Origin of the sequence: Pseudovibrio sp. Tun.PSC04-5.I4, from assembly GCF_900104145.1 — a bacterium.
Lineage (GTDB): Bacteria > Pseudomonadota > Alphaproteobacteria > Rhizobiales > Stappiaceae > Pseudovibrio.
Genome location: NZ_FNLB01000001.1, coordinates 1 through 22,704 on the forward strand (window position 1 = coordinate 1; position 22,704 = coordinate 22,704).

Genomic DNA, 22,704 nt, shown 5'->3' on the forward strand with positions numbered 1-22,704 from the left:
ATCACAAGACGAACAGAAGTCATAATCCCTCCAAGGTTAGGGGTTTTTCCGGATTCTGGAACCACAATTGCGGTCACCGCCTCGCCAAACTCAGGGCAGACATAAATCCGCCCTGAGTTATCAACGGCTACGCAGCTTCTTGTACAGCATACTGGTTTTCCCAGAAAGCACACCAGCGATCACAGAACGCAAAAGCGAGTTCGTGCGCACGGGCATGGTCTTCTGGCATCATGAACTGAGACAGAATAACAAGGATATCATTCTGATGCTCATCGTCTTCAGCGTCGGTCTCATCATCTGAGCTACTTCCGTGAGCATTGTAGTATCCCGCATCGACGGAGACACCGACTGCACGAGCAGCCTCGCGCATTGGTGGGCTGTACACCATGGCCTCTTCTTCTGTCACCGCGATGTACATCAGGACGCCAAGGAAATCATTCATGATTTCCTCAACATAGCGGTGAAGTTCTACAGCTGGGGCGCCGCATTTGTAAGCATCACGGCCTTCGCGAGGTACACCCAGTTGATCAATCACCTGCTCAAACAAGAGGTAATGTGAGTGTTTGGTGTTCCTTCATAATCACCCTGACCGGCATAAAAGCCGAGTTCATCAAGAAGATTCAGCGTGATAAGGAACCGCGCGGACATATGGTCCATGTTCCGTTTGCTATCAATTTCACGCGTCAAAAACTGCGCCATCAAAATCACATCAGTGAACTGTTTGGTGAGCAGACGAAAATCCATGTGTAGATCTGTGACAGCAGCTTTAGATAAAACGCCGTTTTGAAGATCAGAAATCACCGGGTGAGAAAATAGCCGATGCTCTTTAATTTCAACCATCAGTTGCTCGATGAACTTGTAATTCTGCGCGTATCTGTCTGTAGGTGTCTCTGCCTTAATAAGGTCTTGAACGACGTAACGAGTAGCCTTCATAATAAGTTCCCTCTCCCAAAACATCCTGAGATGACAAATTTGCAAATTCAAAGCTAGTAATTATGCGGGATGATATTAATCATCACTAAGTATATTTATCAACACTACCTCCAAAAATCCTGCCCACTGAATGGTCTTCATGCAAATTTTGCAATCGCAAAAGGAAAATAAATATAAAATTTCTAGTTGATCCAAATTCATCAAGCTGGAGTGATTGATGAATTGCTATATCTCGTAAATATATTCAGGCCTTTGATTTTCTTACTCTAGGTCAATTTTGCACATCACCAAATGTGAACAATATTCATCATTATATTTTTACTGTTCGCTCTGAAGCCATGTGCGTTTAATTTATTTCAGCAATGCAGCACGCATTTATTTTTTTTGTGAATCCAAAGGTTATCCAGACTTGTCCAAGTCTTGTTCAGAGACAGGGAGCGAACTAAACTCTTTTTTGCCCCTATATCGAAAGCCATTCATTCAGATGATTCACCACACAATCTTTACTGACCCTTCCGTTGCACAGTTTTATGAGCTTGGTGAAGTTGTCCGCTCTGACTATGATTTTTGCAAAGCTCAGGCAGCAAACGCCCGTTCAATTTTGGACTTAGGCTGCGGAACGGGTGAGCTCACTGTTCAGCTCACAAAAGGACGACACGTCGTTGGGTTGGACCCCGCCACAGCAATGTTGGATATTGCGAGAGCTAGAGCGGGGGGAGAAAATGTGACGTGGATTGAAGGCGATGCGCGCAACTTCTCTCTCAATGAGCATTTCGATCTTGTAGTCTTGACGGGCCACTCCTTTCAGTTTTTCCTGAATGAAAAAGACCAACTGTCCGCTTTGAACTGCATAGCAAAACACCTCTCTCCCAATGGGCGCTTTATCTTTGACACCCGCAACCCGGATTTTGGGGGCCGCAAGACAAGAGAAAAACACGAAACACTGCAGTGTCGTGTGCATCCAGATCTCGGTGAAATCGAAAGCTGGAACATCTCCGAGTACGATGAGGAAAATCGTATCCTCAGTTTCGTTAATGTCTACAAACATCTGGAGACGGGCGAGGTCTATAGTGCACCCTCTCAGATCAAATACACCAATCAAAACAAGATCAAGGCTCTGATAAAACAGGCGGGCCTGCACGTAGATGAATGGCTAGGAGAGTGGACGGGCGAGCCGTACAATCCGGCTTCTCGTGAGATCATCCCGATTGGAAGAAAAGCGTAGGCCTCGGCGCTCAATACGAGCGAAGGCAAAGCGGATGCCAGAGCCAATGAATAAGGCACCGGTCAACTGGCAATTCCCCAATCTTTGATCGAGTCGATAAGATCGACAGAGGACGAGCTTCGCCGCTTCATGAAATGTACGCGGAGCTCATCCTACAAGAGAATTTTTGAAAGAAGCTCTGGGAAAAAGGACGAAGTCCATCTCAACGTAAAGAGATAACCCGCACAGCCGTGGCAACAAGCAGATATCGATTTCTTGGGAGTAAACCAACAGTGTTATCGCTATGAGCGAGCTTGCCGCATTTACCAGTATTTGGAGCTAAACCTTCGGACCAAACCACGTAAGCGGCAGAAACGGGATAAGCCGAATAAGTTAGAAGCTCCGGCAACAACCAATCTAGTTTGGCCAATGGACTTCATGTCTGACAAAAAGGACGACGGTTCAGAACTTTGAATATCCTTGATGACTTCAACTGGGAGAGACCGGCTATTGAAGTGGGTATTTCATTCCCAGCACTGCGGATCATACGTGCTTTGAAACAAGTGACGGAATGAGTGGGATGCCTGAGACCAATCGGGTTGGCAATGGGCCCGAGAAGATCAGTGAACTATTGTTGTTCCGGGTAGAAATCAGGGCATCAGGATTTTGCATATTTAGCCGGCCAACCAGCGCAGGATGCATATATAGAGCGTTTTAGCCGGACTGTTCGGCAGGAATGACTGGATCAAAATTGTTTTGCAACGATCAACAAGCCCAGACGGAAACAACCAATTGGCTCTGACCTTACAATACCGAACAGCTCATCATGGTCATCCGCGGTGTTACACCCGCAACCAAAATGAGTTTGGCAGCATAACTCTACTGCCAAACTCATCCAATAACGGGAGGATTACTCCCTCGCACATCCGTGTGAGGGGGTTTCACTTTCTGTTGCATGGGTATGGTTGGACGAACCCAATATTTCGAGAAGATATTTCCATGGCAACAATTCCAATTCCGCAAACGGTACACATTCATGAGTTGGCCGAGAGTGATGCCATTGATTTACTGAAATTTGAAAGAGCCAATAAGTCTTTCTTTGAGAAATGGGTTCCAGCTCGCACCGAAGACTATTTTGAACTGGAAAGCCTCAAAGAGATTATCCGCGAGCTTGTTATGGACGAGGATCATTTTTTCCTCGTTAGAAACGAAGAGTACCAACTGATCGGCAGAATTAATCTGCGTGCAGCAGGCGCTAGTACTGATGGAGGTGCAGAACTCGGCTATCGCATCGGAGAAGCATTCGGCGGGAAGGGATTTGCCAAAGCCTCAACCCTCGCGCTTATTCAACATTTGAAGGCGGAAGGCGGGCCGTCCTCCTAATCGCCTTTGCCGCAGTTAATAATCCGGCATCCTCAAGCGTCCTCAAGCCTGTGGCTTCCAACAGGACGCGACAGGCACCAAATCTGTTCAACTGAACGACCAAACGCTGACCCTGCACAAATATACACGTCTCCTGGAGGCATAAGTTCGTAAAGTATGCGCTTTTTCTGAACTCTAGCCAGTATTCTTCGCGATAATACAGACGCGGCGAAATCCTTTTTCGGCTTAATGTCTTCGTCCCAGACGAAAGACGCCGACATATGGATCTCTATATTATTCAAGCCCTTGGTATAACGGCTTTTGCAGTCAACATGGTTGGCTTTTCAACTTCCCGAGATCAGTTGCTCCGCAGCCTGATTTTCCTCAGCGCCAGTCTGTTTTGCATACACTACGTATTACTGGGTGCATATGTTGCTGGTCTAAGCCTTGCGCTTAGCGGTTTGCGATCCTTAATATCGTTGAAATACAAAGGAAATCGCTGGTTTTTTGGCTTTGCTATTGTGCAAACGCTGATGAGCCTTGCCATTTATGACTCTCCCTTCGACCTTTTACCATGGTCTGCCTCCCTCCTCAACGGCTATGCCATGTTCTGCTTAAGCGGCATCCGTATGCGCGTTGTCATGCTGGTTGGTGCTGCCCTCTGGTGTTCAAATGCTGTCATCGTCGGGTCCTGGGGCGGCGCAATAAATGACCTGACAAACGGCACACTGTTGCTCGTAACCATTTATCGCATGAAAACGGCCACAAATAAGGAAGTGCTTAACCAAGCCTGATAAAACCCTCCACCTTTTCACACCAACAATCCATCCCCAGCAAAACAACCCTAAAAAACGCCGGATTTTCAGAGGTTTGTTCACCGCCTATAACGTTGAAGAGCAGAAATGGCATAACAATAAATCAGGGTTGGAGAGCCGAATGCCCGTTTATCTGACCGGCCTTGCGACAGCGGTGCCGCCCTACGAATTAACTCAGAACCTGGTGTTGGAGTATGCACGCCGCATCCTCGGTCCAAAGTTCGCCCAGTTTGAGCGCATGTCTGGCACTTTTTTAAATGCAGGCGTTGAAAAACGCTATTCTCTTGCGCCGCTGGAATGGTTTTTAGAACCACAAAACTGGCGGACACGCAATGAGGTGTACCTACGCGGTGGAACAGAACTGTTTATTGATGCTGCCCGAAGAGCGCTCTTGAAGGCAGGCCTGCGTGCACAAGACATAGACACAATCGTAACAGTTTCATCCACTGGCATTGCCACCCCAACATTGGAAGCACAGGCATGGAGCCAAATGGGGTTTCGGCAGGATATTCTGCGGGTTCCGGTTTTCGGCCTCGGTTGCGCTGGCGGTGTATCCGGCATGGCAATCGCGCGCGAGCTTGCCCAAGCCAAACCCGGTACCAACGTACTGCTGGTTGCACTGGAAGCCTGCACGCTCTCATTCCGGTCTGATCGTCTCACCAAGGCTGATATCATCGCAACTGTATTGTTTGGGGACGGCGCTGCAGCTGCATGCCTTTCCACCAACATGCCAGAAGACACGCGCAAAACTATAGAGCTGGGTTCGGGCCAGCAGGAGATTTGGCCCGATACACTCAACATTATGGGCTGGAATGTAGATGAGAGCGGGCTTGGTGTGGTGTTTGATCGGTCCATTCCTGACTTTGCTAGAGACCATTTCAAAGATGTGACGGATCGCAGGTTATCAGCGCAAGGGTTGTCCATGCAGGATCTTACCCGGTTTGTCTGTCATCCCGGCGGCGCTAAGGTTGTTCAAGCGTTGGAGCAAGCACTGGACCTGCCCTCCAATTCCCTTGATGCGGAACGAGAGGTATTACGGGATTATGGCAACATGTCAGCACCGACTGCTCTGTTTGTTTTAGAACGCGTGCTGGAACAACCAAAACCAGGTCTGATGATGATGTGCGCACTCGGCCCGGGTTTTACTGCCTCGTTCCTCCCAATCACGGTTGTGGCGCAGCCATCATCATCTGCAAGCCTTGCCACCGATCACACTGAGCCAACAGGAGTAATCAATGCCTGATGCCTCGCTACCCGCCCTGCTCTTCCTCGCGTTTATCGTCGTTCAACGCCTTTCTGAGCTCGTAATCGCAAAACGCAACACGGCTAGGTTGCTAAAAAAAGGAGCCCGTGAAGTTGGTGCCAGCCACTATCCGCTTGTTGTGAGCGTTCATGTGGCATGGATACTTTCACTTGTTGTTCTGGGTTACAACAAACCGGTCGCAATGCCGTGGCTCTATATTTTTGCGGGCCTACAGATTTTTCGATTATGGATTTTGTTGTCTCTTGGTTCCAGATGGACAACACGCATTATTGTGCTCAAGGAGCCTTTGGTGAAAAGGGGTCCATTCGCCTTCATAAAGCACCCCAACTATCTTCTTGTGGCATTGGAGATCTTCACCGCACCGATGGTTTTGGGTTTATTCCCCGTTGCCTTTCTGTTTTCCGGCATAAATGGCGCAATACTCGCTCTGCGCATTCGCGTGGAAGATGAAGCTCTGGTAGACCTCAGGTAACATGAGTTTCTCCGTAAAACTTAGTTAAGTGCTTGAACTGGATAAAACATAGTGATATATCACTATCCAATTACCATGCGAGTTGATCACGGTTGCTCGCTAATCTGACTTATCAAAGTTTTTGTGCCGAGGTCATCATGCTAACAGGTTGCCATCTTATCGCTGGAAAATGGGTCGATAACACCCAGAAATTCCAGTCCACTCCGTACTCAGGTGACGCCAGCTCTTATTCCTGTGGCACTGCTGAACTGATCGACAAAGCCGTTCAAGGCGCAGAAGACGCTTTTATGAGCTTTGGCTGGTCCTCCCGTTCAGAGCGCGCCACCTTCATTCGCAAAATCGCTGAGGAAATCGACGCACGCGGTGCGGAAATCACCAAGGTTGGCTGTGCTGAAACTGGCCTTCCAGAAATGCGCCTCAATGGTGAGCGCGGTCGCACCGTTGGTCAGTTGCGCCTGTTCGCTGATCATATTGAAAAAGGCGATTACCTCGATCTGGCTCATGATAAAGCTATACCAGACCGCGCGCCGCTTCCACGTCCTGATATTCGTTTGAGCCAGCGCCCTGTTGGGCCGGTTGCTGTATTTGGCGCCTCCAACTTCCCTTTGGCCTTCTCCACTGCCGGCGGAGACACAGCGTCCGCCCTTGCAGCAGGGTGTCCGGTTGTTGTCAAAGGCCATGAAGCTCATCCGGGTACTGCTGAGCTGGTAGCCCAAGCCATTGACGCGGCAATCAAATCCTGCGGCATGCATCCCGGCGTTTTCTCACTGGTACAAGGTGGCAGCCGCGAAGTTGGTACAGCCCTTGTCAAGCATCCATTGATCAAAGCAGTTGGGTTTACCGGGTCACTAGCTGGTGGCCGCGCTTTGTTTGACCTTTGTGTTTCTCGCCCTGAGCCTATCCCGTTCTTTGGTGAACTGGGCTCTGTCAACCCTTCCTTCCTGTTCCCCAATGCTCTCGCCAGCCGCGGCGAAGCAATTGCCGCTGGTTGGGCTGGTTCTCTGTGCATGGGTGCAGGTCAGTTCTGTACCAATCCAGGCGTCATGCTCGTGGTTGATGGTCCGGATACAGATGCCTTCATCGCCAAAGCAAAAGGCGCACTGGAAGCAGCTGGCGAACAACCAATGCTCACAGACGGCATTGCCGCAGCCTATCGTGCAAGCTCGGCCAAAATCGCAGACGAAGCCGGCGTAGAAGAGTTGGTAGGCACAGCTTGCACAACACGCGGCGCTAAGCCTTACATGTTCGTGACCGACGCTGCTAACTGGCTTAAAAACAAAGAGCTGCAAGAAGAAGTATTTGGGCCACTCGGCATCGTCGTCAAACTGGAAAACCTTGATCAGATGCACGATGTCGCCAAGCAAATCGAAGGTCAGTTGACTTGTTCCGTTCATGTGGATGCTGCCGATTATGCTGATGCCCGCAAATTGATGCCGCTTCTGGAGCGTAAAGCTGGCCGCGTGCTTGCCAATGGGTTCCCAACCGGTGTTGAAGTTTGTGATGCGATGGTTCATGGCGGTCCGTACCCGGCTTCCACCAACTTTGGCGCAACCTCTGTGGGCACCATGGCAATCCGCCGCTTCCTACGTCCAGTAAGTTATCAGGACATTCCGCTGGAGTTGGTCTCCAGTTTTGAAGTCGAGGAAATGGCGTAAAGCTGTCTCAATATAACCATCAATAGCCCTGAACGTAGCTGTTCAGGGCTTTTCTTCGTCTACTGGTCGCTCTGGAGTGGTTAGGCTGCCAGGTTTTTCAGGGTACCTCGGCCGTGTTGCACAACTCCAATTTAGATTGCGGCTTGCCCAAACCCATAAATTGAGGTGTCCTGAAACCCTTTCGAACGGCGGCTGTCCGAAGGACGTTATTTTATTTAGAACAGCAACGCCAATTTGCGCTTCTATCCTCTGATGTTTAAAGTTTCTTGAGCTCAGTTTTCCCCCGACCACCCGCTTTAAACGACCCATCGGGGTTTCACCTCGCGCCCGCTGCCCGTATCAGGTGTATTTCTGCCAGTCCATTCTGCCGCACTTTTGAATTGCAAGGATATGCGCGTCACGCGATGTCAGGTCAGTCTCAGTGTCTCGACTGAGGATTGCCTATTTAGGCGATGGAATAACAACCTCAACACTTTCAAAGCACTCTGCCAATTCTTGTCTGGTTGGCTCGCCGTCGTAAGCGCCATCACCCAGAAACTTCGCCACCGTGTCGTCAATTTGATCCAACAAATCCGTTAGGGCTGACGGCTCGTCAACGCTCTCTTCCGTCAACTCACCGCACAGGATTTTGCGCGTATTCAGCTCTGTCCCCAGATGCAGTTTGCGCCAGTTTCTGCGTTTTATCTTGGTTCTCTGCCATTCACCCGCCCAAAGACCTTTAGTCCTGTGCTGTCTATTACTAGATGAGCCGGTTCAGCTATGCGTGTAGCCCGCAGCTTTGTCAGCTTCAAACCTTCCGTCCGACGCGACAGCGTAGAAAATCAGAAACAGGCAGGTCCAGTTGTATCAGGCGAAACAGAGAGCGTGCAAATCCTTGGATCGGGCGAAGCGCGAGACCGAATAATGACCTCACCTGCAAACAGGTTTCGATGGCAAGCACTGAGAATTTGGTAGGACGACCGCGGCGCTTGCTGTGTGGGGCGTGCCAATAAACCTGGCAATGTCCTCATCGATTCAAACGCTCACATCTCAGCGCTGGCGAAGACTTTCGTTAGACTCTGGCCAGTTGGTGAGACGATATCCGGTTTTTGTAAATATCTCCCGCCGAGCAGCATTATGTTTGAAGGGCATGAAAAGACTACCTGACCAAAAAATAGGCTGCCTACATACACGCTGGAGGCGGATTTGTGCAGCAAGGCCGTTATACCCCACGTCGCGAACGACAGTTACTCGCGCATGTTCTTCAGTTGTTCTGAAACGAGGCCAATTTTGCAGCTTCGGGGCCACTGGGCCAAGTTCGTGCATTTTAAGCGAGCTGAACTCAACGGGTAAGGGCTATCTGTAAGCAAGTTCCAAATTAGGCAGGAACGCTGCGTCTTTCCATTAATTCAGAGCCTGTCCATTCCTAGCTTTTCTTAGGATTTGATTGAAGTCTTTGCATAGGCTTCAATTATCTGGCAGTTGCTTCAGACAACAACATAAATAACCGACAAAGAAGCTTGTTGTCCATGGCGCTGATCCTTCTTCTGCTGCAACAGATGTGTGTCTATCTCGTTATTGTATATCTGGTCAGCAAGACGCCGCTGTTCAAGATATTCACGGAGGATGCACCCCGCCTCCCGCATAAGGTCCTAATTTACTTCGTGTTTTCCGGCTTTTGCATTATCGCAACTTATTTCGGTGAGCAGGTTAACGGAGCGATTGCGAACACACGTGCCATGGGAGCCGTGCTCGGCGGTCTGCTTGGCGGACCGATCACGGGCTTGCTGGTGGGCATTACAGGAGGCCTGCATCGCTACAGCTTTGGCGGTTTTACCGATCTGGCCTGCACCATTTCCACCACTTCTGAAGGGCTATTGACGGGTGCTGCGGCTCTGTATTTGCGCCAACAAAACAAGGGCGCTCTTCTGTTCCGGCCCCTCTTCGTGTTCTGGCTGACGTTGGCTGCCGAGGCAATGCAGATGCTCATCATTCTGGCAGTTGCGCGCCCGTTTGACCATGCATTTGAGTTAGTCCAGCAAATTGCTATTCCGATGCTTCTGGTGAATTCCTTAGGGGCGGCGCTCTTCATGAGCATTGTTCGCGATCAGAAGACCATGTTCGACAAGCTTTCCTCCGCATTTTCCAGTCAAGCGCTCAAGATTGCAGAACGGTGTGTCGGAGTTCTGGCCAAGGGCCTCAATGAGACATCGTCGGCCAAAGTCGCCAGGATTGTGAGTGAGGAAACGAAAGTTGGCGCCGTTGCCATAACCGATAGATATAAGTTGCTGGCCTTTACCGGCAGTGGATCAGATCATCACATTCCCGGAACGCCGATTTCCTCTCGGTTGACGCTGGATGCGATTACGCACAACACAGTTATGTATGCAAACGGTGTTGAGGTGCCCTACGGCTGCTCAATCTCTCAGTGTTGCAAACTGGGGTCATGTCTGGTTATTCCACTCCGCAGCGATACCGAGGTGATTGGCACCATCAAAATGTATGAGCAGAAGAACAAAATGTTCCTCAACATCAACCGGACTCTTGGAGAAGGTATTGCCAAGTTACTTTCCAACCAGATCCTTTATGGGGAGCTGGAAGAGAAACAAAACCTGCTGACGTGTGCTGAACTTAAGTTGTTGCAGGCTCAGGTGAATCCGCATTTCCTATTCAACACGCTCAATACTATTGCAATTATTACGAAGCGTGATCCTGTGAAAGCTCGTTTTTTGCTCCTGCAGTTTTCCAAATTCCTCCGCATCAATCTAAAACGCACATCCGGCCTTGTGTCGCTGAGCGATGAGCTTGACCACATTGATGCGTATCTGGCGATTGAAAAAGCACGGTTTGCGGACAAACTGAGTGTGGAGATTGATCTGCCGACAAAGCTTCACAATATTCAGGTCCCCGCCTTCACGCTCCAACCAATTATCGAGAACGCCATCAAACACGGCATTTCACAAAGTGTAAATCAGGGCCACATTCATATCAGTGGCCATATTCAAGATGATGCTATTGAACTGCGCGTCGAAGACAATGCAGGATTGTATGTTCCTCCAAAAGACAAGGAGGGTCTTGGCATGTCCCTCGTCGATAAGCGGCTTAAGAAACAATGGGGTGAGGACTATGGCCTTTCCATTGAATGGGAAGATGATCTGTTTACACGGGTGAGTATCCGCGTGCCTCAACATGATCTGGAGGCTGCGCAATGATCACCTGTCTTGTGGTTGATGATGAACCCTACGCCCGCGAAGAGCTTGTTGAGCTGCTGGATAAAGCCGGGAACATCGAGGTTATCGGAGAATGCAGCAACGCGATTGAAGCTCTCAGCACCATCAATAAGCTGAAGCCTCAACTGGTGTTTTTAGATATCCAAATGCCACGCATTTCGGGAATTGAGCTGATTGCAATGCTCGACCCGGAAACTATGCCACGGATCGTTTTTTCAACGGCCTATGACGAGTACGCCATCAAGGCCTTTGAACATCACGCCTATGATTATCTTCTGAAGCCGGTTGAAGAGGAACGTCTGGCGAAAACGCTCAACCGGATTAGGGTCGATTTACGTCCTCAAATGTTACAGGACATCACCCCGCAGCAACTTACTCACTTGCCCTGTTACATCGGCAATCGCCTGAAGGTTATTCCGCTCGCCAACGTGGAATATGTCTTCAGCGACCTCAGCGGCATTCACGTTGCCACCACAAACGAATACGTGCACACACAACTCACCTTGAAGGTTCTGGAACAGAAAACGCCGTTGGTGCGATCCCATCGCCAGTACCTTGTTTCCCGCGATACGATTGCCGAAATCACATTGCTGGAGACCGGAGCGGAAGTCATCACTCATAGCGGCACGAAAATTCCGGTTTCGCGGCGTTATTTGCGAAGTGTAAAACAGGTGTTTGGCTATGCCTGAACCAAGCCAAAACAACGGTTTCTCAATTCGAATCAAATTTTCTTGAAACAGGACATGTGCCGCGGACCGCTTATCTACGATTATTACCGCTTAGCCTCCCAGCATGCCGCTTAGCTGAAACCTCAACATCAAACCCTTGAAACCGTTTTACTCCTACCCAAAGAAATAGGAGGAAGAAGAAATGTTGTGGTTTCTCTTTAGTGTTGGACTTCTGCTAGTAGGCTACTTTGTCTACGGCACATTCGTTGAAAAAGTTTTTGGGGCACGCCCTGGACGCCAAACACCGGCGCATGCGCAAACCGACGGTGTTGATTACGTTCCGATGTCAACACCTAAGGTCTATCTGGTTCAGTTGCTGAACATCGCTGGCGTTGGTCCGATCTTCGGCCCGATCCTTGGTGCGATGTACGGCGTTTCTGCCATGCTCTGGATTGTGCTTGGCTGTATTTTTGCTGGCGCGGTGCACGATTACTTCTCAGGTATGCTGTCTGTGCGTAATGGCGGTCAGTCCGTTCCAAACCTTGCCGGTAAGTACCTTGGAACTGGTGCAAAGCATTTTATGAACATCTTCGCGCTCATCCTGCTGTTGCTGGTTGGTGTTGTGTTTGTTTCTGCTCCTGCCAGCCTTTTGGGTCGCCTGACAGGTGTTGATGTCACCATCTTCCTGATTTGCATCTTTGCCTACTACCTTGTTGCAACAATTGTTCCTGTCGACAAAATCATTGGCCGCTTCTATCCGTTCTTTGGTGCGTTGCTGGTGTTCATGTCTGTTGGCCTGACTGTCGCTCTTGCGCTCTCCAGCGAACATTCCATGTTGCCAGGCGTAGAAGCCAGTGACTTCTTTCTCAATCTGAACCCGAACGACATGCCTTTGTGGCCAGCTCTGTTCATCACCATCGCGTGTGGTGCAATCTCAGGTTTCCATGCGACCCAGTCTCCTTTGATGGCACGTTGCATGGAAAACGAACGAAATGGTCGTTTCGTATTCTATGGTGCAATGATCGGTGAAGGCATTATCGCTCTTATCTGGTGTGCGATTGCATTGTCTTTCTTCGACGGTGTTGAAGGCCTCGCTGAAGGCATGGCTGGCAACCCAGCGAACGTCGTTTATGAAGCATCAAACGGTCTGCTTGGTACAGTTGGCGGCTACCTGGCCGTTCTTGGTGTGATTGTTCTGCCAATCACCTCCGGCGATACCGCGTTCCGCTCTGCCCGCTTGATCATGGCAGAATTCTTCGAAATGCCACAGAACAAGCTGCCTAAGCGTTTGTTGCTTGCTCTGCCCTTGTTTGTTGGCGGTGCCCTTCTCACTCAGGTCGACTTCGGCATTATCTGGCGCTACTTCGGTGTCGCAAACCAAGCAACAGCAACCATGATGCTCTGGACTGCGGCGGCCTACCTGCTGCGCCACAACAAGCTGCATTGGATTTGCACCATTCCAGCTCTGTTTATGACAACAGTTGTGGTCACTTTCTTGATGAATTCAAGCACACTTGGCTTCGGTCTGCCAATGACAATCTCCACCGTCGCGGGCATCTCAGCTGCAGCGCTGGCAGGCATCACTGTCATAATGAAAGTCAAAGGCAAAGTGGTTGATCCCGAAGACATCTTAGAACCGGGCGAATAACCCCAAATCACCACAAACACCCAACCAACGCACTGACCAAACTCAGTGCGTTGGCTTTTTCATAGACACTGCCTAGGATTTTACATTTCCCGTCGTTTGACTTTGCTACGTAAACGCACTTCGGGCGTCCCGTTTAGGCTGCGTCGCCAACTTTGTCTTTGGGTGTAATACAGTTGTTGACTGGATAGATTCATCCCGCGAGCGCCATGAACTGGCGAAAGGGTGGAATATCCTCCTGACGTAGTTGGCCTTTTCTGATCATCTGAGCGCTTTCAATACCGTCGAGTGTGGTGGCGGCTGAACGGAAGGCCTTAAAGCCTATCATCGGCGTCGTCAGTCGTTTAATGAACCGATGGTCGTGTCCAATGATGTTGGTGAGCCCAGCACAATTGGCTCCGTTCTTGTCCATGACACGATATAGGTCAACCCACTTGCCTTCATTGAATAAACGCTTTTGCTCATTGGAAAATGGCTGCCATTATTGATGCTTGAAATGTGCTTGCCGCGGCCTTTCGCAAACAATTTCAAGTTAATGTGACAACACCCCTGCACTAAATATACATGTTCATGGTGGGCTCCTGTTCTGGGCATCATGCCAGTTTCAGGAGCTAAATCCACTTATACCACCTGTCTAAAATTCCCGAGCCAGCTCTCTGCCGCCAGTAGGGCCTTTATGCAACACCGCCAGCTGGAACTATAAAGGTGATCCCTCTTCCAGCAGGTGCATTCTATTGGTTTTGCGCAGCTGCGACTAGAGCCTGCCCTAAGCTTATGCCTCCGTCGCCCATAGGGTACAGGCTTGGCAAAAGGACGTTGATACCGCTCTTTCCCATGCATTGACGGAGCGCATTAGCTAAAAGTCGGTTCTGGCAAACACCCCCGCTCAGCAGAATATGGTCGCATTGATGTTCTTTGGCTAACGCTATTGCCATCTCACTGATCCCACGAGCCAACGTGTTGTGAAATCTGGCGGCGATGTAGCCAACAGACTGTTTGTCCGCAAGATCTTTTAACAAAGCAGGCCATAGGGGTCGAAAGCTCAGAACAGCAGGGGCATCCATTTGAACTCGAGTTGGGTAAGTAGGAACATCCAGTAGATCAGTCCTACTAAGGTAGTCCTCTGCGCAGGCCTGCAACCGCATTGCGGCTTCCCCTTCATAGGAAATGCAGGCTCTGCAAATGTCCAAGGCGCCAGCTACGGCATCAAACAACCTGCCAGCGGAGGAACTGAGCGGCGTATTAAGCCCCTTTTCCAGCATGGTTTCCAGAACGGAAAGCGGTTTACATTGTAACCAGTTCGCCAGTTCAAGATCCCCGAAATCCCGCTCAAATACTTCCCAGCCCATTGCACACTGAATATGGGAATAGGTGTTACGCCAAGGCTCTTGATTTGCCTTATCTCCCCCAAGTAGGCCTACCTCTTCAAAATGCCCAAGGCGTTCGGAGCTGGTATAATCTGCAAGTAGGAATTCCCCACCCCAAAGATGGCCATCAGTCCCAAGGCCGAGCCCATCTAACACGACTGCCAGAACTGGCTTCGTATCCATGGGCAAGGCAAACTCCGCTAGGCCTGCTGCCACATGCGCGTGGTGGTGCTGTACTTGCACCAATTCCACGTCCAGCTTCTGGGCGAGACTGACCCCCTTCTTGGTGGAAGCGTAGTCTGGGTGGAGATCCACGGCGATGCTGGCAGGTTTGAACTGACGTGTGTCACCATAAAGCGCCATCGCTTTGCTGTAATCATCATGTGCACTTACTCGGTCAAGATTACCAATGTGGTGTGAAACGATGGCTTGGCCGTCACTCAGCTGACAAAATGTATTTTTGAGTGCAGCTCCCATGCCCAACACGGGCGCACAGGAGTCAAATCCGCGGGGCAGCAGCAGAGGTTCCGGAGCAAACCCACGGGCGCGGCGCATAACTGTAAGCGTGTCTCCAATCACCTGTACTACAGAGTCATCTATGCGATTAACAATGGTTCGGTTATGTAAAAGAAAGGCGTCAGCAACACTGCTAAGGTCCGTCAGTGCCTGCTCATTTTCAATAACTTGCGGTTCACCAGACAGGTTGCCAGAGGTCATTACAAGCGGCCTGTCACACAGCTTATGCAAAAGATGGTGAAGCGGAGTATAGGGCAGCATCACACCAACGCGAGCTATCCCCGGTGCAATCTGATCCGCAAGTTTTGCGACTGAAGATTGCCCCTCCTGCCCTGATTGGTCCGCTAAAACGATTGGGGCTGCCGTCCCTATCAGCGCCTTTTCTTCCAAAGATGATAGGCTCACATATTGGCGAGCCATTTCAACGCACTTTACCGTCACCGCCAGCGGCTTGCTTGGGCGGTGTTTGCGGGCCCGCAAAAGGGCCACTGCCGCTTCATTGGTTGCATCACAAGCAAGATGGAAACCACCCAGCCCTTTGATAGCAAGGATTACTCCTTCTTTGAGAAGTGCCGCCGCCGCCGTAAGAATTTCACAATCTTCCTGAGCGCCAATCGCGGCACCGTCGTTATTCACCAATGACAGGCGTGGGCCGCACTGGGGGCATGCGTTAGGTTGTGCGTGAAATCTACGGTCTGCTGGGTCGTCATATTCGCCCTGGCAGGCTGAACACATGGTAAAATCAGCCATGGATGTGTTCTTGCGGTCATAAGGTAAGTGCCGTGTAATGGTGAGGCGCGGCCCGCAGTGCGTACAGTTGGCAAAGGAATAACCTGCACGGCGATTATTCTGATCCAATATGTCCTCCAAGCAGTGAGGGCACGTCGCGGCATCAGGAACAATCGCTGTGCTGATCTTTCCTTGCTTACTGGGTATAATTTGGAAGTCTATATACGAACAAGCTTCCTTCAGCTCGGCACTTTCAATCACGTCAATCCGAGATAAAGGGGGCCGTTCAGCCTCCAAACGGACAATAAACCTGTCAATGTTGGAGGACGTTCCATACAAATGGATAAGCACGCCCTCGCCATCATTGAGGACAGTTCCAACCAATCCAAGCTGGGTAGCGATTTGCCACACGGTGGGACGAAATCCGACGCCTTGCACCAATCCACGCACTCGAATACGTCTTCCAACACTCAGCTTCATTTCTTAACCTATTGGGAAGAATGCCCTCTAAGTGTCAAAGCACTGTAGTTAGACTTCCAAGAATGAGGGACCCGGTATCGACTGTGATTTTGATACCAACAACAATAGCAAGACAACCCGTTACGACTTGAAGGCCGCCCATAAGATTCTTTGTGAATCGTGCACCGAATTGGATCGGCCAGGAAATGACGAAGGTGAGGAAAGCCATGCCAAATACAGAGCCTAAACCAAACAACAGAACATACAGCAATGCCATCATTGGATCCTGTGTTGAAGCAGTCACAAGAACCAGCAATCCTGCTGTCCCAGCAACACCATGAACCAAACCAATCGCATAGGATTTCAGTGAAAAACGGGAGACATGCTCGTGATCATGCGCGTCTTTACTATGAGCTTCCTTCGTTTCATGATGGTGTGCATGAATGTGTTGTGGGCCAGTTCCGTGTGTGTGCCTATGAAAATGGATACCAGATTTCTTTAGTTTCCAAAGTGCGTGAAGGCCAAGCGCTATTAGCATACAGCCAACAAAAAATTCCAAAGTGTTGGTCATCAATTCACTGAGAACGAAGCCGAACGTTATTACAAAAACAGCAAGAACAAAAAGTGTCGTTGTATGGCCTAATCCCCAAGCAGCCCCTAAAGCAGCCATACGGCGCGGGGAGTTTTTGCCTGACGTGACCAGCGTACCAACAGCGGCTAAATGATCTGTTTCAAAAGCGTGGGTCATGCCAATCAGAAAACCCAGCATCAAATATGAATTCATCGTGTTTTAAACCTTCTTATTTTTGCGCACTAACAAATACGGGGTAATTGGTCGCCCGAGAGCCATTCAACAATGCGGGTGCCCCCAAAATCGGTTTGCATAGTCACGAGGTGCCGGTCATCAACAACAGCTTCCCCAATAATGGCTGCATCAGATCCCAATGGATGAGCTTTCATGACAGAGAGTAAATCATGTGCTTGATCAGGCTTACAGAACGCGACAAGTTTGCCCTCATTGGCAACGTTCAACGGATCTAGCCCAAGTAACTCGCAGGCTGCCTTCACTTGTTCTTTAACTGGAATGGCATTTTCCTTCAAACGCATTCCAACGGATGATTGGTGGGCAATTTCATTCAGAGTCGCAGCCAATCCGCCTCGTGTTGGGTCACGCAGGCAGCGGATTTGTGGGCACTGACCAATCATGGTTTCCACCAAGCCGTGCAGAGCAGCGCTGTCAGATTGAATAGTTGTCTCGAACTGCAGGTTCTCTCGGCTAGACATGATAGCGACGCCATGATCTCCAAGGGAACCGCTGGTCAGAATAACATCGCCCGGCTCGACCTTGTTTCCTGATAGGCAGACTCCATCGGGAATCAAACCAACCCCAGTTGTGGTGATAAAGATGCCATCGCCCTTCCCCTTCTCAACCACTTTGGTATCACCGGTTACGATGTTCACCCCTGCGTCCCGTGCAGCAGCACCCATCGATTGCACGATGCGATCCAACTGTTCGAGCGGAAACCCCTCCTCCAAAATAACAGCAACGGAAAGATAGAGTGGTTTTGCGCCTGACATCGCTACATCGTTGATGGTGCCATGTACGGAAAGTGAACCTATATCTCCACCGGGGAAGAACAAGGGCGAGATAACATGGCCATCAACCGACATAACCATGCGCCCGGCGGGTACGCTAAACAGGGCTTGATCATTGCCCTGTCGCAGCCATTCGTTGTCCAGATGGCGCATGAAAATTTCGTCAATGAGCTGCGCACTTGCCCGGCCTCCTGCACCGTGTGTCATGTCCACTCGCCCATTGCGAATATCTAGCGAGAACGGAAAGCGTTTATTCTTATCGGTCATCTTATGGATCTCACTAAACTCAATGATGGGAGGTGTTCGCATGGGGATGTTCATGGCGAACCCGGCCATAGGACCAATAGGCGGCACATGCCCCTTCGGAGGACACCATGCACGCACCCCGTGGATTATCTGGGGTGCAAACCGTGCCAAATAATTTGCAATCTGTTGGCTTTTTCTCGCCCCGCAAAATTGCTGGACAAGCACACCCTTTCACATCGCTGATCGCTTGTTCAGACAAGGCAAACCGATGCTCCGCATCATAAGCAAGGTAGGTTTGCTTTAACTGCAGACTGCTGTCTGGTACCTCTCCCAAACCCCGCCATTCAAAAGACCCGCGCTTTTCAAAAACACGTTCAACAATCTGTTGCGCCTTGAGGTTCCCTTCCTGCGAAACAACGCGGGTATATTGGTTTTCAACCTTTGCTGTTCCCCGGTTCGCCTGCCGCACCAACATCAAAGTAGATTGCAGAACGTCCAGCGGCTCAAATCCGGCAACAACCACAGGTTTGTTGAATGCCTGCGCCAGTGGCGCATAAGGCCCGGCCCCAATCACAGCACTCACATGAGAGGGCCCTAAAAACCCATCAATCCGACTGGCATTGGTGACGCCAAGCCCTGCTGACTCAAGGATAAAGCGTATGACTGCGGGTGTGAGCAGGTGATTGCATAAGATCGAGAAATTCGTCAGGCCCTCGGCAGCAGCATGCAGAATGGCAACCGCACTTGGCGGGGTCGTCGTTTCAAACCCAATGGCAAGAAACACGACTTCACGCTCCGGGTTTTCATGGGCCAGCCGCAAAGCATCTGTGATGGAATACACCATGCGCACATCGGCACCCTTTGCCTTAGCTGTGATCAGGCTCGTGCCCTTTTTTGCAGGCACACGCATCACATCGCCATAAGTACACAAAATCACCCCTTCCGCTTCCGCCAGTTCAATCGCCATTTGAATGCGCGAAGCTGGAAGAACACACACAGGGCAACCCGGTCCGTGCAAAAAGGTTACGTCCTCTGGCACCAGATCCATCAGGCCATAGCGGAAGATCGCGTGGGTATGGCCACCGCAGAATTCCATCAGACCATAGCGACGGCCTGGTTCAACGGCTGCCGCTATTTCTGCAGATAGGTGGAGAGCTTTTTCGCGATTACGAAAATCATCAAGAAAGCGCATCAGTGCCTCCTTGAGATCCGCCCTCAGCAGCTTCAGAGGTACCCTTCTCCAACATGCCAGCATCTTCCATTATGGCAAGTGTTTTCGCCGCTTCTTCTGGGCTGATCTTGCTCAAAGCAAACCCAACATGCAGCAGCACATAATCCCCGACAGCTACTGTATCAAGGAGCGCTAAAGAGACGCTCTTTCGAACGCCCCCCAGTAACACGATACCTGTGCTCGCATTTTCGCTGATCTCTACAACTTCAGCTGGAATAGCCAGACACATCAGTTCGGTCCTCTTGTTAACGCGTGCATTTTAGCGCTCGGTGCAGGCGATACACGGGTCAATGGAGCCGATAATGATCGCAGCATCAGCCACATCCGCCTGGCGGAGCATCACACGCAGAGCTTCCCAGTTTGGATAGGACGGAACACGCCATTTCACGCGTGCAGGACCATCACTTCCGTCCGTGCGCAGATAGTAGATCAACTCTCCACGAGGGGCCTCACTGCGGGCCACACTTTCACCAACAGGAACATGAGGCATATAACCAATACCGAGATCCCCTTTTGGCAGACGATCAACACACTGTCGGACTAGGCTGATCGCGGTTAAAACTTCACGCGTGCGCACCACTGCACGGGAATACACATCCCCATCCGGCAAAAGGTGTTGTTCCATTTCAAGCTCAGGAAAAGCGTAGTACGGCGCTGTCACTCGCACATCATTTCCCACCCCCGCGGCACGGGCTACTGGGCCGACCACACCGTATCGTCTTGCATGGTCATGATCGAGAATACCAACGCCTTTGGTCCGTCTGGCAATGGAACTGTGCGTTTCAATGAAATTGAAGGCTTCACGCAGCTGTGGTTCAAGTTCATCCAAGCGGGTTTTCAGATAAGTGATTTTGTCATGATCAAGATCGACACGAACACCGCCAATAACATTGACGCCCAGGTTCATGCGGTTGCCCCAGAGCACCTCCTTAATGTCCTGCACAATTTCGCGCAGTTCCATCAGGTGCATAAACAAGGTGTCAAAGCCCACCAGATGGGCCAGAAGAGAAACATTGAAGGTGTTAGACGCTATGCGCTTCACTTCCTCGGCAATCACGCGGATGTAGCGCGCCCGAGGTGGAATTTCGATCCCGGCGATGTTTTCAACTGCCATGCAGTAAGTTGCCGGGTGAGAATTAGAGCACAAAGAACATAGGCGCTCTGTCAGAATGATGCACTGAAAGAAGTTCCTATTCAGCGCGATCTGTTCAATCCCCCTGTGCAGGTGACCAGCAAAGATGTCAACGTTCTGAATTGTATCGCCTCGAACATCGAGCTTAAAATACATCGGCTCTTCAAGAGCGACATGCAGCGGTCCGACTGGGACTTCGAAGGTTTCGGTGGTCATTACATCGCTTCCTTGTCGTTTGTCTCAGTCTTTTGTTCAGCCGCATCTTTGGCACGACTTTCTTCGCGAATTCGGTTCCAAACACCATCCGCATTGGCAAGGTTTGTGAGTTCTGAGAACGGAACGTAGCGATCAAACACACCTGCATCCACGCTCTCATCCAGAAAGAGACGGCGCGGATCGGGATGTCCCGTAACCACGACATCCGACAGCTCCATCAACTCCCTCTCTTCCCAATCTGCATTGGGGAACAAGCTGGTGACAGACGGCAAAGTCTCGCCCGCCTCCACAATGACCCTCACGGTCAAAGGCAACCCTTCCAGCATGAAGTGATAGGCAATCTCATGACGCTCAGGTGCGCCTTTCGGGTCCGGGCGGTACACAGTCACCGTAGCAAGGCGGCAACCAACCTCATACATCTTGGTTGCAAACTCGAAAAATTGACTGGGCTGCGCAAATTGCATCCAAGTAGACGCCAAACCAGCTGGGCTCACATCCACACGCACGCCTTCCTCTGGCATAGCATAAGGCTCACAGAGCGGTTTGATGGTCTCGATCAGATGTTTCATATCCGCACTCCCGCGACTTGCCGGGCATCGTGTGCACGGCAACAGTTATTGCAAAGCGGAGCATCTTTTTGCGTAATGTGCTCCTGCCCGATGATAGATAATGAGGTGACACCTTCCTGAGGCATCATCAGTGTCTCACCGCAGCTCACACACGCCTCATAATTTGCGACAATTGTGTTCGCGATGGCGCGTTCTTCCACGATGACCTTCACGGTCAGAGGCAGCTCTTCCAGCATGAAATTATAGGTAATCTCGCGCCGATCCTTCGCTGTTTCCTGATCAGGGCTATCCACTGTCGCCGTTGCAAGGCGACATCCGACTTCCTGCATCTTGGTCGCAAACTCCAAAAACTGAGTTGAGTGCGCCAACTGCATCCACATCGATGCTGAACCAGCTGGATCGACGTCCACACGCAACCCTTCTGCTGGCGTAGCGTATGGCCCACAGAGCGGCCTGATGGTTTCGATCAGGGGGTTCATATCCGCACTCCCGCGATCTGTCGGGCTTTCTGCACACGGCGGCATTTATTGCATCGCGGAGCATCTTTTTGGTTCAAACGTTCATGCCCGATGATGGAGGATGAGATTACGCCTCCATGCGGCACCATCAGTGCCTCACCACAATCCACACACACCTGATATTTAGCAACGATGGTGTCCGCGATGGCGAATTTCTGTTCGTTTCGGTGGCTTAAGTCCCACTCGTTGGTCACAGTCATGGCATCAGTTGGACAGTAGTAGGCACAAAGACCACAGAAGGTGCATTTGGAGTGCCAGATGGTCAGAGCAATACCGTCCTTCTCTTCCACAAGGTCGATGGCACTGGAAACGCAAACTCTGGCACAGGTGGAACACCCAACGCATTTTTCAGCTGTTACAACCACCTTGCCGCGATAAGAGGCTGGCGTTTGTGGAGGAGCAAAGGGAAAGGCCTCTGTTCTTGGCGGTTTCAGCAAGTTGGAAATAATTTTCTTCAGGAAGCCCATCAGATCCTCTCTTTCCAAAGCTCAATGGCATCAGCCAGTCCAGAAACAATGGCTTGAGGCCGCGGGGGGCAGCCCAGGATATTGATGTCGATAGGGATATGCTTATCAACGGGCCCAACCACATGGTAGCTGTCGGCAAAAACACACCCAGTCACCGGGCAAATGCCCACGGCAACAGTCACTTTTGGTTCCGGCACTTCCGCATAAAGGCGCATAACTTTGTCATAAAGCGGTCTGGTCATCAGTCCGGTGATGAGCACAATATCGGCATGTTTGGGCGAACCGCAGTATTTGCAGCCTAAACGCTCAACGTCATAACGTGGGATCAATGCGGTGGTCGCAAGCTCCACATCACACCCGTTACAAGACCCCGCGTTGATCCTGTAAAGCCAGGGAGAACGTGCAGCAGAGGGGAGTAAATTCTTTAACAT

Annotated in this window: 22 protein-coding genes and 2 pseudogenes; 9 read left to right on the forward strand and 15 right to left on the reverse strand. The window is 50.6% G+C overall.

The features are described from left to right. Positions 1–127: 127 nt before the first annotated feature. Positions 128–535 (reverse strand): hypothetical protein, encoded by a 408-nt coding sequence (locus BLS62_RS00005; protein WP_143521456.1) that lies wholly within the window; start codon positions 533–535, stop codon positions 128–130. Further along, complete coding sequence (locus tag BLS62_RS00010) at positions 532–933, reverse strand: hypothetical protein (RefSeq protein ID WP_093174753.1); 402 nt, start codon at positions 931–933, stop codon at positions 532–534. Before BLS62_RS00010 ends, BLS62_RS00005 begins: the two co-directional genes overlap by 4 nt. 484 nt (positions 934–1,417) lie before the next feature. On the opposite strand from BLS62_RS00010, the gene BLS62_RS00015 reads away from it, so the two are divergent. The 6 genes from BLS62_RS00015 (at position 1,418) to BLS62_RS00040 (ending at position 7,705) form a co-directional block, all read left to right on the forward strand. Then, positions 1,418–2,158 (forward strand): class I SAM-dependent methyltransferase, encoded by a 741-nt coding sequence (locus tag BLS62_RS00015; RefSeq protein ID WP_093176844.1) that lies wholly within the window; start codon positions 1,418–1,420, stop codon positions 2,156–2,158. 978 nt (positions 2,159–3,136) lie between these two features. Further along, entirely contained in the window at positions 3,137–3,520 is a 384-nt protein-coding gene (locus tag BLS62_RS00020; RefSeq protein ID WP_208990609.1) for a GNAT family N-acetyltransferase, read from the forward strand. A gap of 260 nt (positions 3,521–3,780) precedes the next feature. After that, a complete protein-coding gene (locus BLS62_RS00025; RefSeq protein ID WP_093174758.1) occupies positions 3,781–4,293 on the forward strand; it encodes a YgjV family protein in 513 nt (170 codons plus the stop codon). A 142-nt stretch (positions 4,294–4,435) separates the two neighbouring features. Further along, positions 4,436–5,557 carry a type III polyketide synthase gene (locus BLS62_RS00030; RefSeq protein ID WP_093174763.1) on the forward strand — a complete coding sequence of 374 codons (1,122 nt, stop codon included), beginning with the start codon at positions 4,436–4,438 and terminating at the stop codon, positions 5,555–5,557. After that, the gene (locus BLS62_RS00035; RefSeq protein ID WP_093174768.1) at positions 5,550–6,050 is read left to right on the forward strand and encodes an isoprenylcysteine carboxyl methyltransferase family protein; all 501 of its coding nucleotides are present in this window, start codon (positions 5,550–5,552) and stop codon (positions 6,048–6,050) included. Before BLS62_RS00030 ends, BLS62_RS00035 begins: the two co-directional genes overlap by 8 nt. 137 nt (positions 6,051–6,187) lie before the next feature. Continuing rightward, on the forward strand, positions 6,188–7,705 hold the full coding sequence (locus BLS62_RS00040) for an aldehyde dehydrogenase (NADP(+)) (RefSeq protein WP_093174773.1): 1,518 nt from the start codon (positions 6,188–6,190) through the stop codon (positions 7,703–7,705). A gap of 441 nt (positions 7,706–8,146) precedes the next feature. On the opposite strand, the pseudogene BLS62_RS31900 reads toward BLS62_RS00040, so the two are convergent. Continuing rightward, positions 8,147–8,395 (reverse strand): annotated as a pseudogene (locus tag BLS62_RS31900) (transposase); the annotation flags it as partial. Between the two features lie 97 nt (positions 8,396–8,492). Next, a complete protein-coding gene (locus BLS62_RS31905; protein WP_244283428.1) occupies positions 8,493–8,645 on the reverse strand; it encodes a transposase in 153 nt (50 codons plus the stop codon). 568 nt (positions 8,646–9,213) lie between these two features. Here BLS62_RS31905 and BLS62_RS00050 point away from each other — a divergent pair. The 3 genes from BLS62_RS00050 to BLS62_RS00060 all read left to right on the forward strand — a co-directional run bounded on the left by BLS62_RS00050 (position 9,214) and on the right by BLS62_RS00060 (position 13,230). Beyond that, positions 9,214–10,896: a sensor histidine kinase gene (locus tag BLS62_RS00050; RefSeq protein ID WP_093174777.1), complete on the forward strand. Its 1,683-nt coding sequence runs from the start codon at positions 9,214–9,216 to the stop codon at positions 10,894–10,896. Further along, a complete protein-coding gene (gene btsR, locus BLS62_RS00055) occupies positions 10,893–11,603 on the forward strand; it encodes a two-component system response regulator BtsR (RefSeq protein WP_093174780.1) in 711 nt (236 codons plus the stop codon). Before BLS62_RS00050 ends, btsR begins: the two co-directional genes overlap by 4 nt. A gap of 181 nt (positions 11,604–11,784) precedes the next feature. Continuing rightward, the gene (locus BLS62_RS00060; RefSeq protein WP_093174785.1) at positions 11,785–13,230 is read left to right on the forward strand and encodes a carbon starvation CstA family protein; all 1,446 of its coding nucleotides are present in this window, start codon (positions 11,785–11,787) and stop codon (positions 13,228–13,230) included. Between the two features lie 190 nt (positions 13,231–13,420). Here the strand turns inward: BLS62_RS00060 and BLS62_RS00065 are convergent. The 11 genes and pseudogenes from BLS62_RS00065 to BLS62_RS00115 form a co-directional block, all read right to left on the reverse strand. Continuing rightward, positions 13,421–13,672, reverse strand: a pseudogene (locus BLS62_RS00065) (DDE-type integrase/transposase/recombinase); the annotation flags it as partial. A 286-nt stretch (positions 13,673–13,958) separates the two neighbouring features. Further along, positions 13,959–16,319 carry a carbamoyltransferase HypF gene (gene hypF / locus BLS62_RS00070; RefSeq protein WP_093174789.1) on the reverse strand — a complete coding sequence of 787 codons (2,361 nt, stop codon included), beginning with the start codon at positions 16,317–16,319 and terminating at the stop codon, positions 13,959–13,961. A 34-nt stretch (positions 16,320–16,353) separates the two neighbouring features. Continuing rightward, positions 16,354–17,082 (reverse strand): HoxN/HupN/NixA family nickel/cobalt transporter, encoded by a 729-nt coding sequence (locus BLS62_RS00075; protein WP_093174794.1) that lies wholly within the window; start codon positions 17,080–17,082, stop codon positions 16,354–16,356. A gap of 29 nt (positions 17,083–17,111) precedes the next feature. Then, a complete protein-coding gene (gene hypE, locus BLS62_RS00080) occupies positions 17,112–18,161 on the reverse strand; it encodes a hydrogenase expression/formation protein HypE (RefSeq protein ID WP_093174799.1) in 1,050 nt (349 codons plus the stop codon). 19 nt (positions 18,162–18,180) lie between these two features. Then, the gene (hypD, locus tag BLS62_RS00085) at positions 18,181–19,332 is read right to left on the reverse strand and encodes a hydrogenase formation protein HypD (protein WP_093174803.1); all 1,152 of its coding nucleotides are present in this window, start codon (positions 19,330–19,332) and stop codon (positions 18,181–18,183) included. Then, the gene (locus BLS62_RS00090) at positions 19,319–19,600 is read right to left on the reverse strand and encodes a HypC/HybG/HupF family hydrogenase formation chaperone (protein ID WP_093174808.1); all 282 of its coding nucleotides are present in this window, start codon (positions 19,598–19,600) and stop codon (positions 19,319–19,321) included. Before BLS62_RS00090 ends, hypD begins: the two co-directional genes overlap by 14 nt. Positions 19,601–19,630: 30 nt before the next feature. Further along, positions 19,631–20,719, reverse strand: a complete 1,089-nt coding sequence (locus BLS62_RS00095; protein WP_093174813.1) for a hydrogenase large subunit — start codon at positions 20,717–20,719, stop codon at positions 19,631–19,633. Beyond that, the gene (locus tag BLS62_RS00100) at positions 20,719–21,288 is read right to left on the reverse strand and encodes an NADH-quinone oxidoreductase subunit C (RefSeq protein WP_093174818.1); all 570 of its coding nucleotides are present in this window, start codon (positions 21,286–21,288) and stop codon (positions 20,719–20,721) included. The genes BLS62_RS00095 and BLS62_RS00100 overlap by 1 nt, the downstream gene beginning before the upstream one ends. Then, a complete protein-coding gene (locus BLS62_RS00105) occupies positions 21,285–21,767 on the reverse strand; it encodes a hypothetical protein (RefSeq protein ID WP_093174822.1) in 483 nt (160 codons plus the stop codon). The genes BLS62_RS00100 and BLS62_RS00105 overlap by 4 nt, the downstream gene beginning before the upstream one ends. Then, a complete protein-coding gene (locus BLS62_RS00110) occupies positions 21,764–22,273 on the reverse strand; it encodes a 4Fe-4S dicluster domain-containing protein (RefSeq protein ID WP_093174827.1) in 510 nt (169 codons plus the stop codon). Before BLS62_RS00110 ends, BLS62_RS00105 begins: the two co-directional genes overlap by 4 nt. After that, positions 22,273–22,704: an NADH-quinone oxidoreductase subunit B family protein gene (locus tag BLS62_RS00115; protein WP_093174832.1), complete on the reverse strand. Its 432-nt coding sequence runs from the start codon at positions 22,702–22,704 to the stop codon at positions 22,273–22,275. The genes BLS62_RS00110 and BLS62_RS00115 overlap by 1 nt, the downstream gene beginning before the upstream one ends.

Excerpts from the sequence above, each read along its gene's own strand:
- BLS62_RS00110 (WP_093174827.1), bottom strand. The coding sequence starts at position 22,273 with ATGGGCTTCCTGAAGAAAATTATTTCCAACTTGCTGAAACCGCCAAGA.
- BLS62_RS00105 (WP_093174822.1), bottom strand. The coding sequence starts at position 21,767 with ATGAACCCCCTGATCGAAACCATCAGGCCGCTCTGTGGGCCATACGCT.
- BLS62_RS00095 (WP_093174813.1), bottom strand. The coding sequence starts at position 20,719 with ATGACCACCGAAACCTTCGAAGTCCCAGTCGGACCGCTGCATGTCGCT.
- BLS62_RS00030 (WP_093174763.1), top strand. The coding sequence starts at position 4,436 with ATGCCCGTTTATCTGACCGGCCTTGCGACAGCGGTGCCGCCCTACGAA.
- hypD (WP_093174803.1), bottom strand. The coding sequence starts at position 19,332 with ATGCGCTTTCTTGATGATTTTCGTAATCGCGAAAAAGCTCTCCACCTA.
- btsR (WP_093174780.1), top strand. The coding sequence starts at position 10,893 with ATGATCACCTGTCTTGTGGTTGATGATGAACCCTACGCCCGCGAAGAG.
- BLS62_RS00025 (WP_093174758.1), top strand. The coding sequence starts at position 3,781 with ATGGATCTCTATATTATTCAAGCCCTTGGTATAACGGCTTTTGCAGTC.
- BLS62_RS00015 (WP_093176844.1), top strand. The coding sequence starts at position 1,418 with ATGATTCACCACACAATCTTTACTGACCCTTCCGTTGCACAGTTTTAT.
- BLS62_RS00010 (WP_093174753.1), bottom strand. The coding sequence starts at position 933 with ATGAAGGCTACTCGTTACGTCGTTCAAGACCTTATTAAGGCAGAGACA.
- BLS62_RS00040 (WP_093174773.1), top strand. The coding sequence starts at position 6,188 with ATGCTAACAGGTTGCCATCTTATCGCTGGAAAATGGGTCGATAACACC.
- hypE (WP_093174799.1), bottom strand. The coding sequence starts at position 18,161 with ATGACCGATAAGAATAAACGCTTTCCGTTCTCGCTAGATATTCGCAAT.
- BLS62_RS00060 (WP_093174785.1), top strand. The coding sequence starts at position 11,785 with ATGTTGTGGTTTCTCTTTAGTGTTGGACTTCTGCTAGTAGGCTACTTT.
- BLS62_RS00020 (WP_208990609.1), top strand. The coding sequence starts at position 3,137 with ATGGCAACAATTCCAATTCCGCAAACGGTACACATTCATGAGTTGGCC.
- BLS62_RS00035 (WP_093174768.1), top strand. The coding sequence starts at position 5,550 with ATGCCTGATGCCTCGCTACCCGCCCTGCTCTTCCTCGCGTTTATCGTC.
- BLS62_RS00075 (WP_093174794.1), bottom strand. The coding sequence starts at position 17,082 with ATGAATTCATATTTGATGCTGGGTTTTCTGATTGGCATGACCCACGCT.
- BLS62_RS00090 (WP_093174808.1), bottom strand. The coding sequence starts at position 19,600 with ATGTGTCTGGCTATTCCAGCTGAAGTTGTAGAGATCAGCGAAAATGCG.
- BLS62_RS00115 (WP_093174832.1), bottom strand. The coding sequence starts at position 22,704 with ATGTTAAAGAATTTACTCCCCTCTGCTGCACGTTCTCCCTGGCTTTAC.
- BLS62_RS00050 (WP_093174777.1), top strand. The coding sequence starts at position 9,214 with ATGGCGCTGATCCTTCTTCTGCTGCAACAGATGTGTGTCTATCTCGTT.
- BLS62_RS00100 (WP_093174818.1), bottom strand. The coding sequence starts at position 21,288 with ATGAAACATCTGATCGAGACCATCAAACCGCTCTGTGAGCCTTATGCT.
- hypF (WP_093174789.1), bottom strand. The coding sequence starts at position 16,319 with ATGAAGCTGAGTGTTGGAAGACGTATTCGAGTGCGTGGATTGGTGCAA.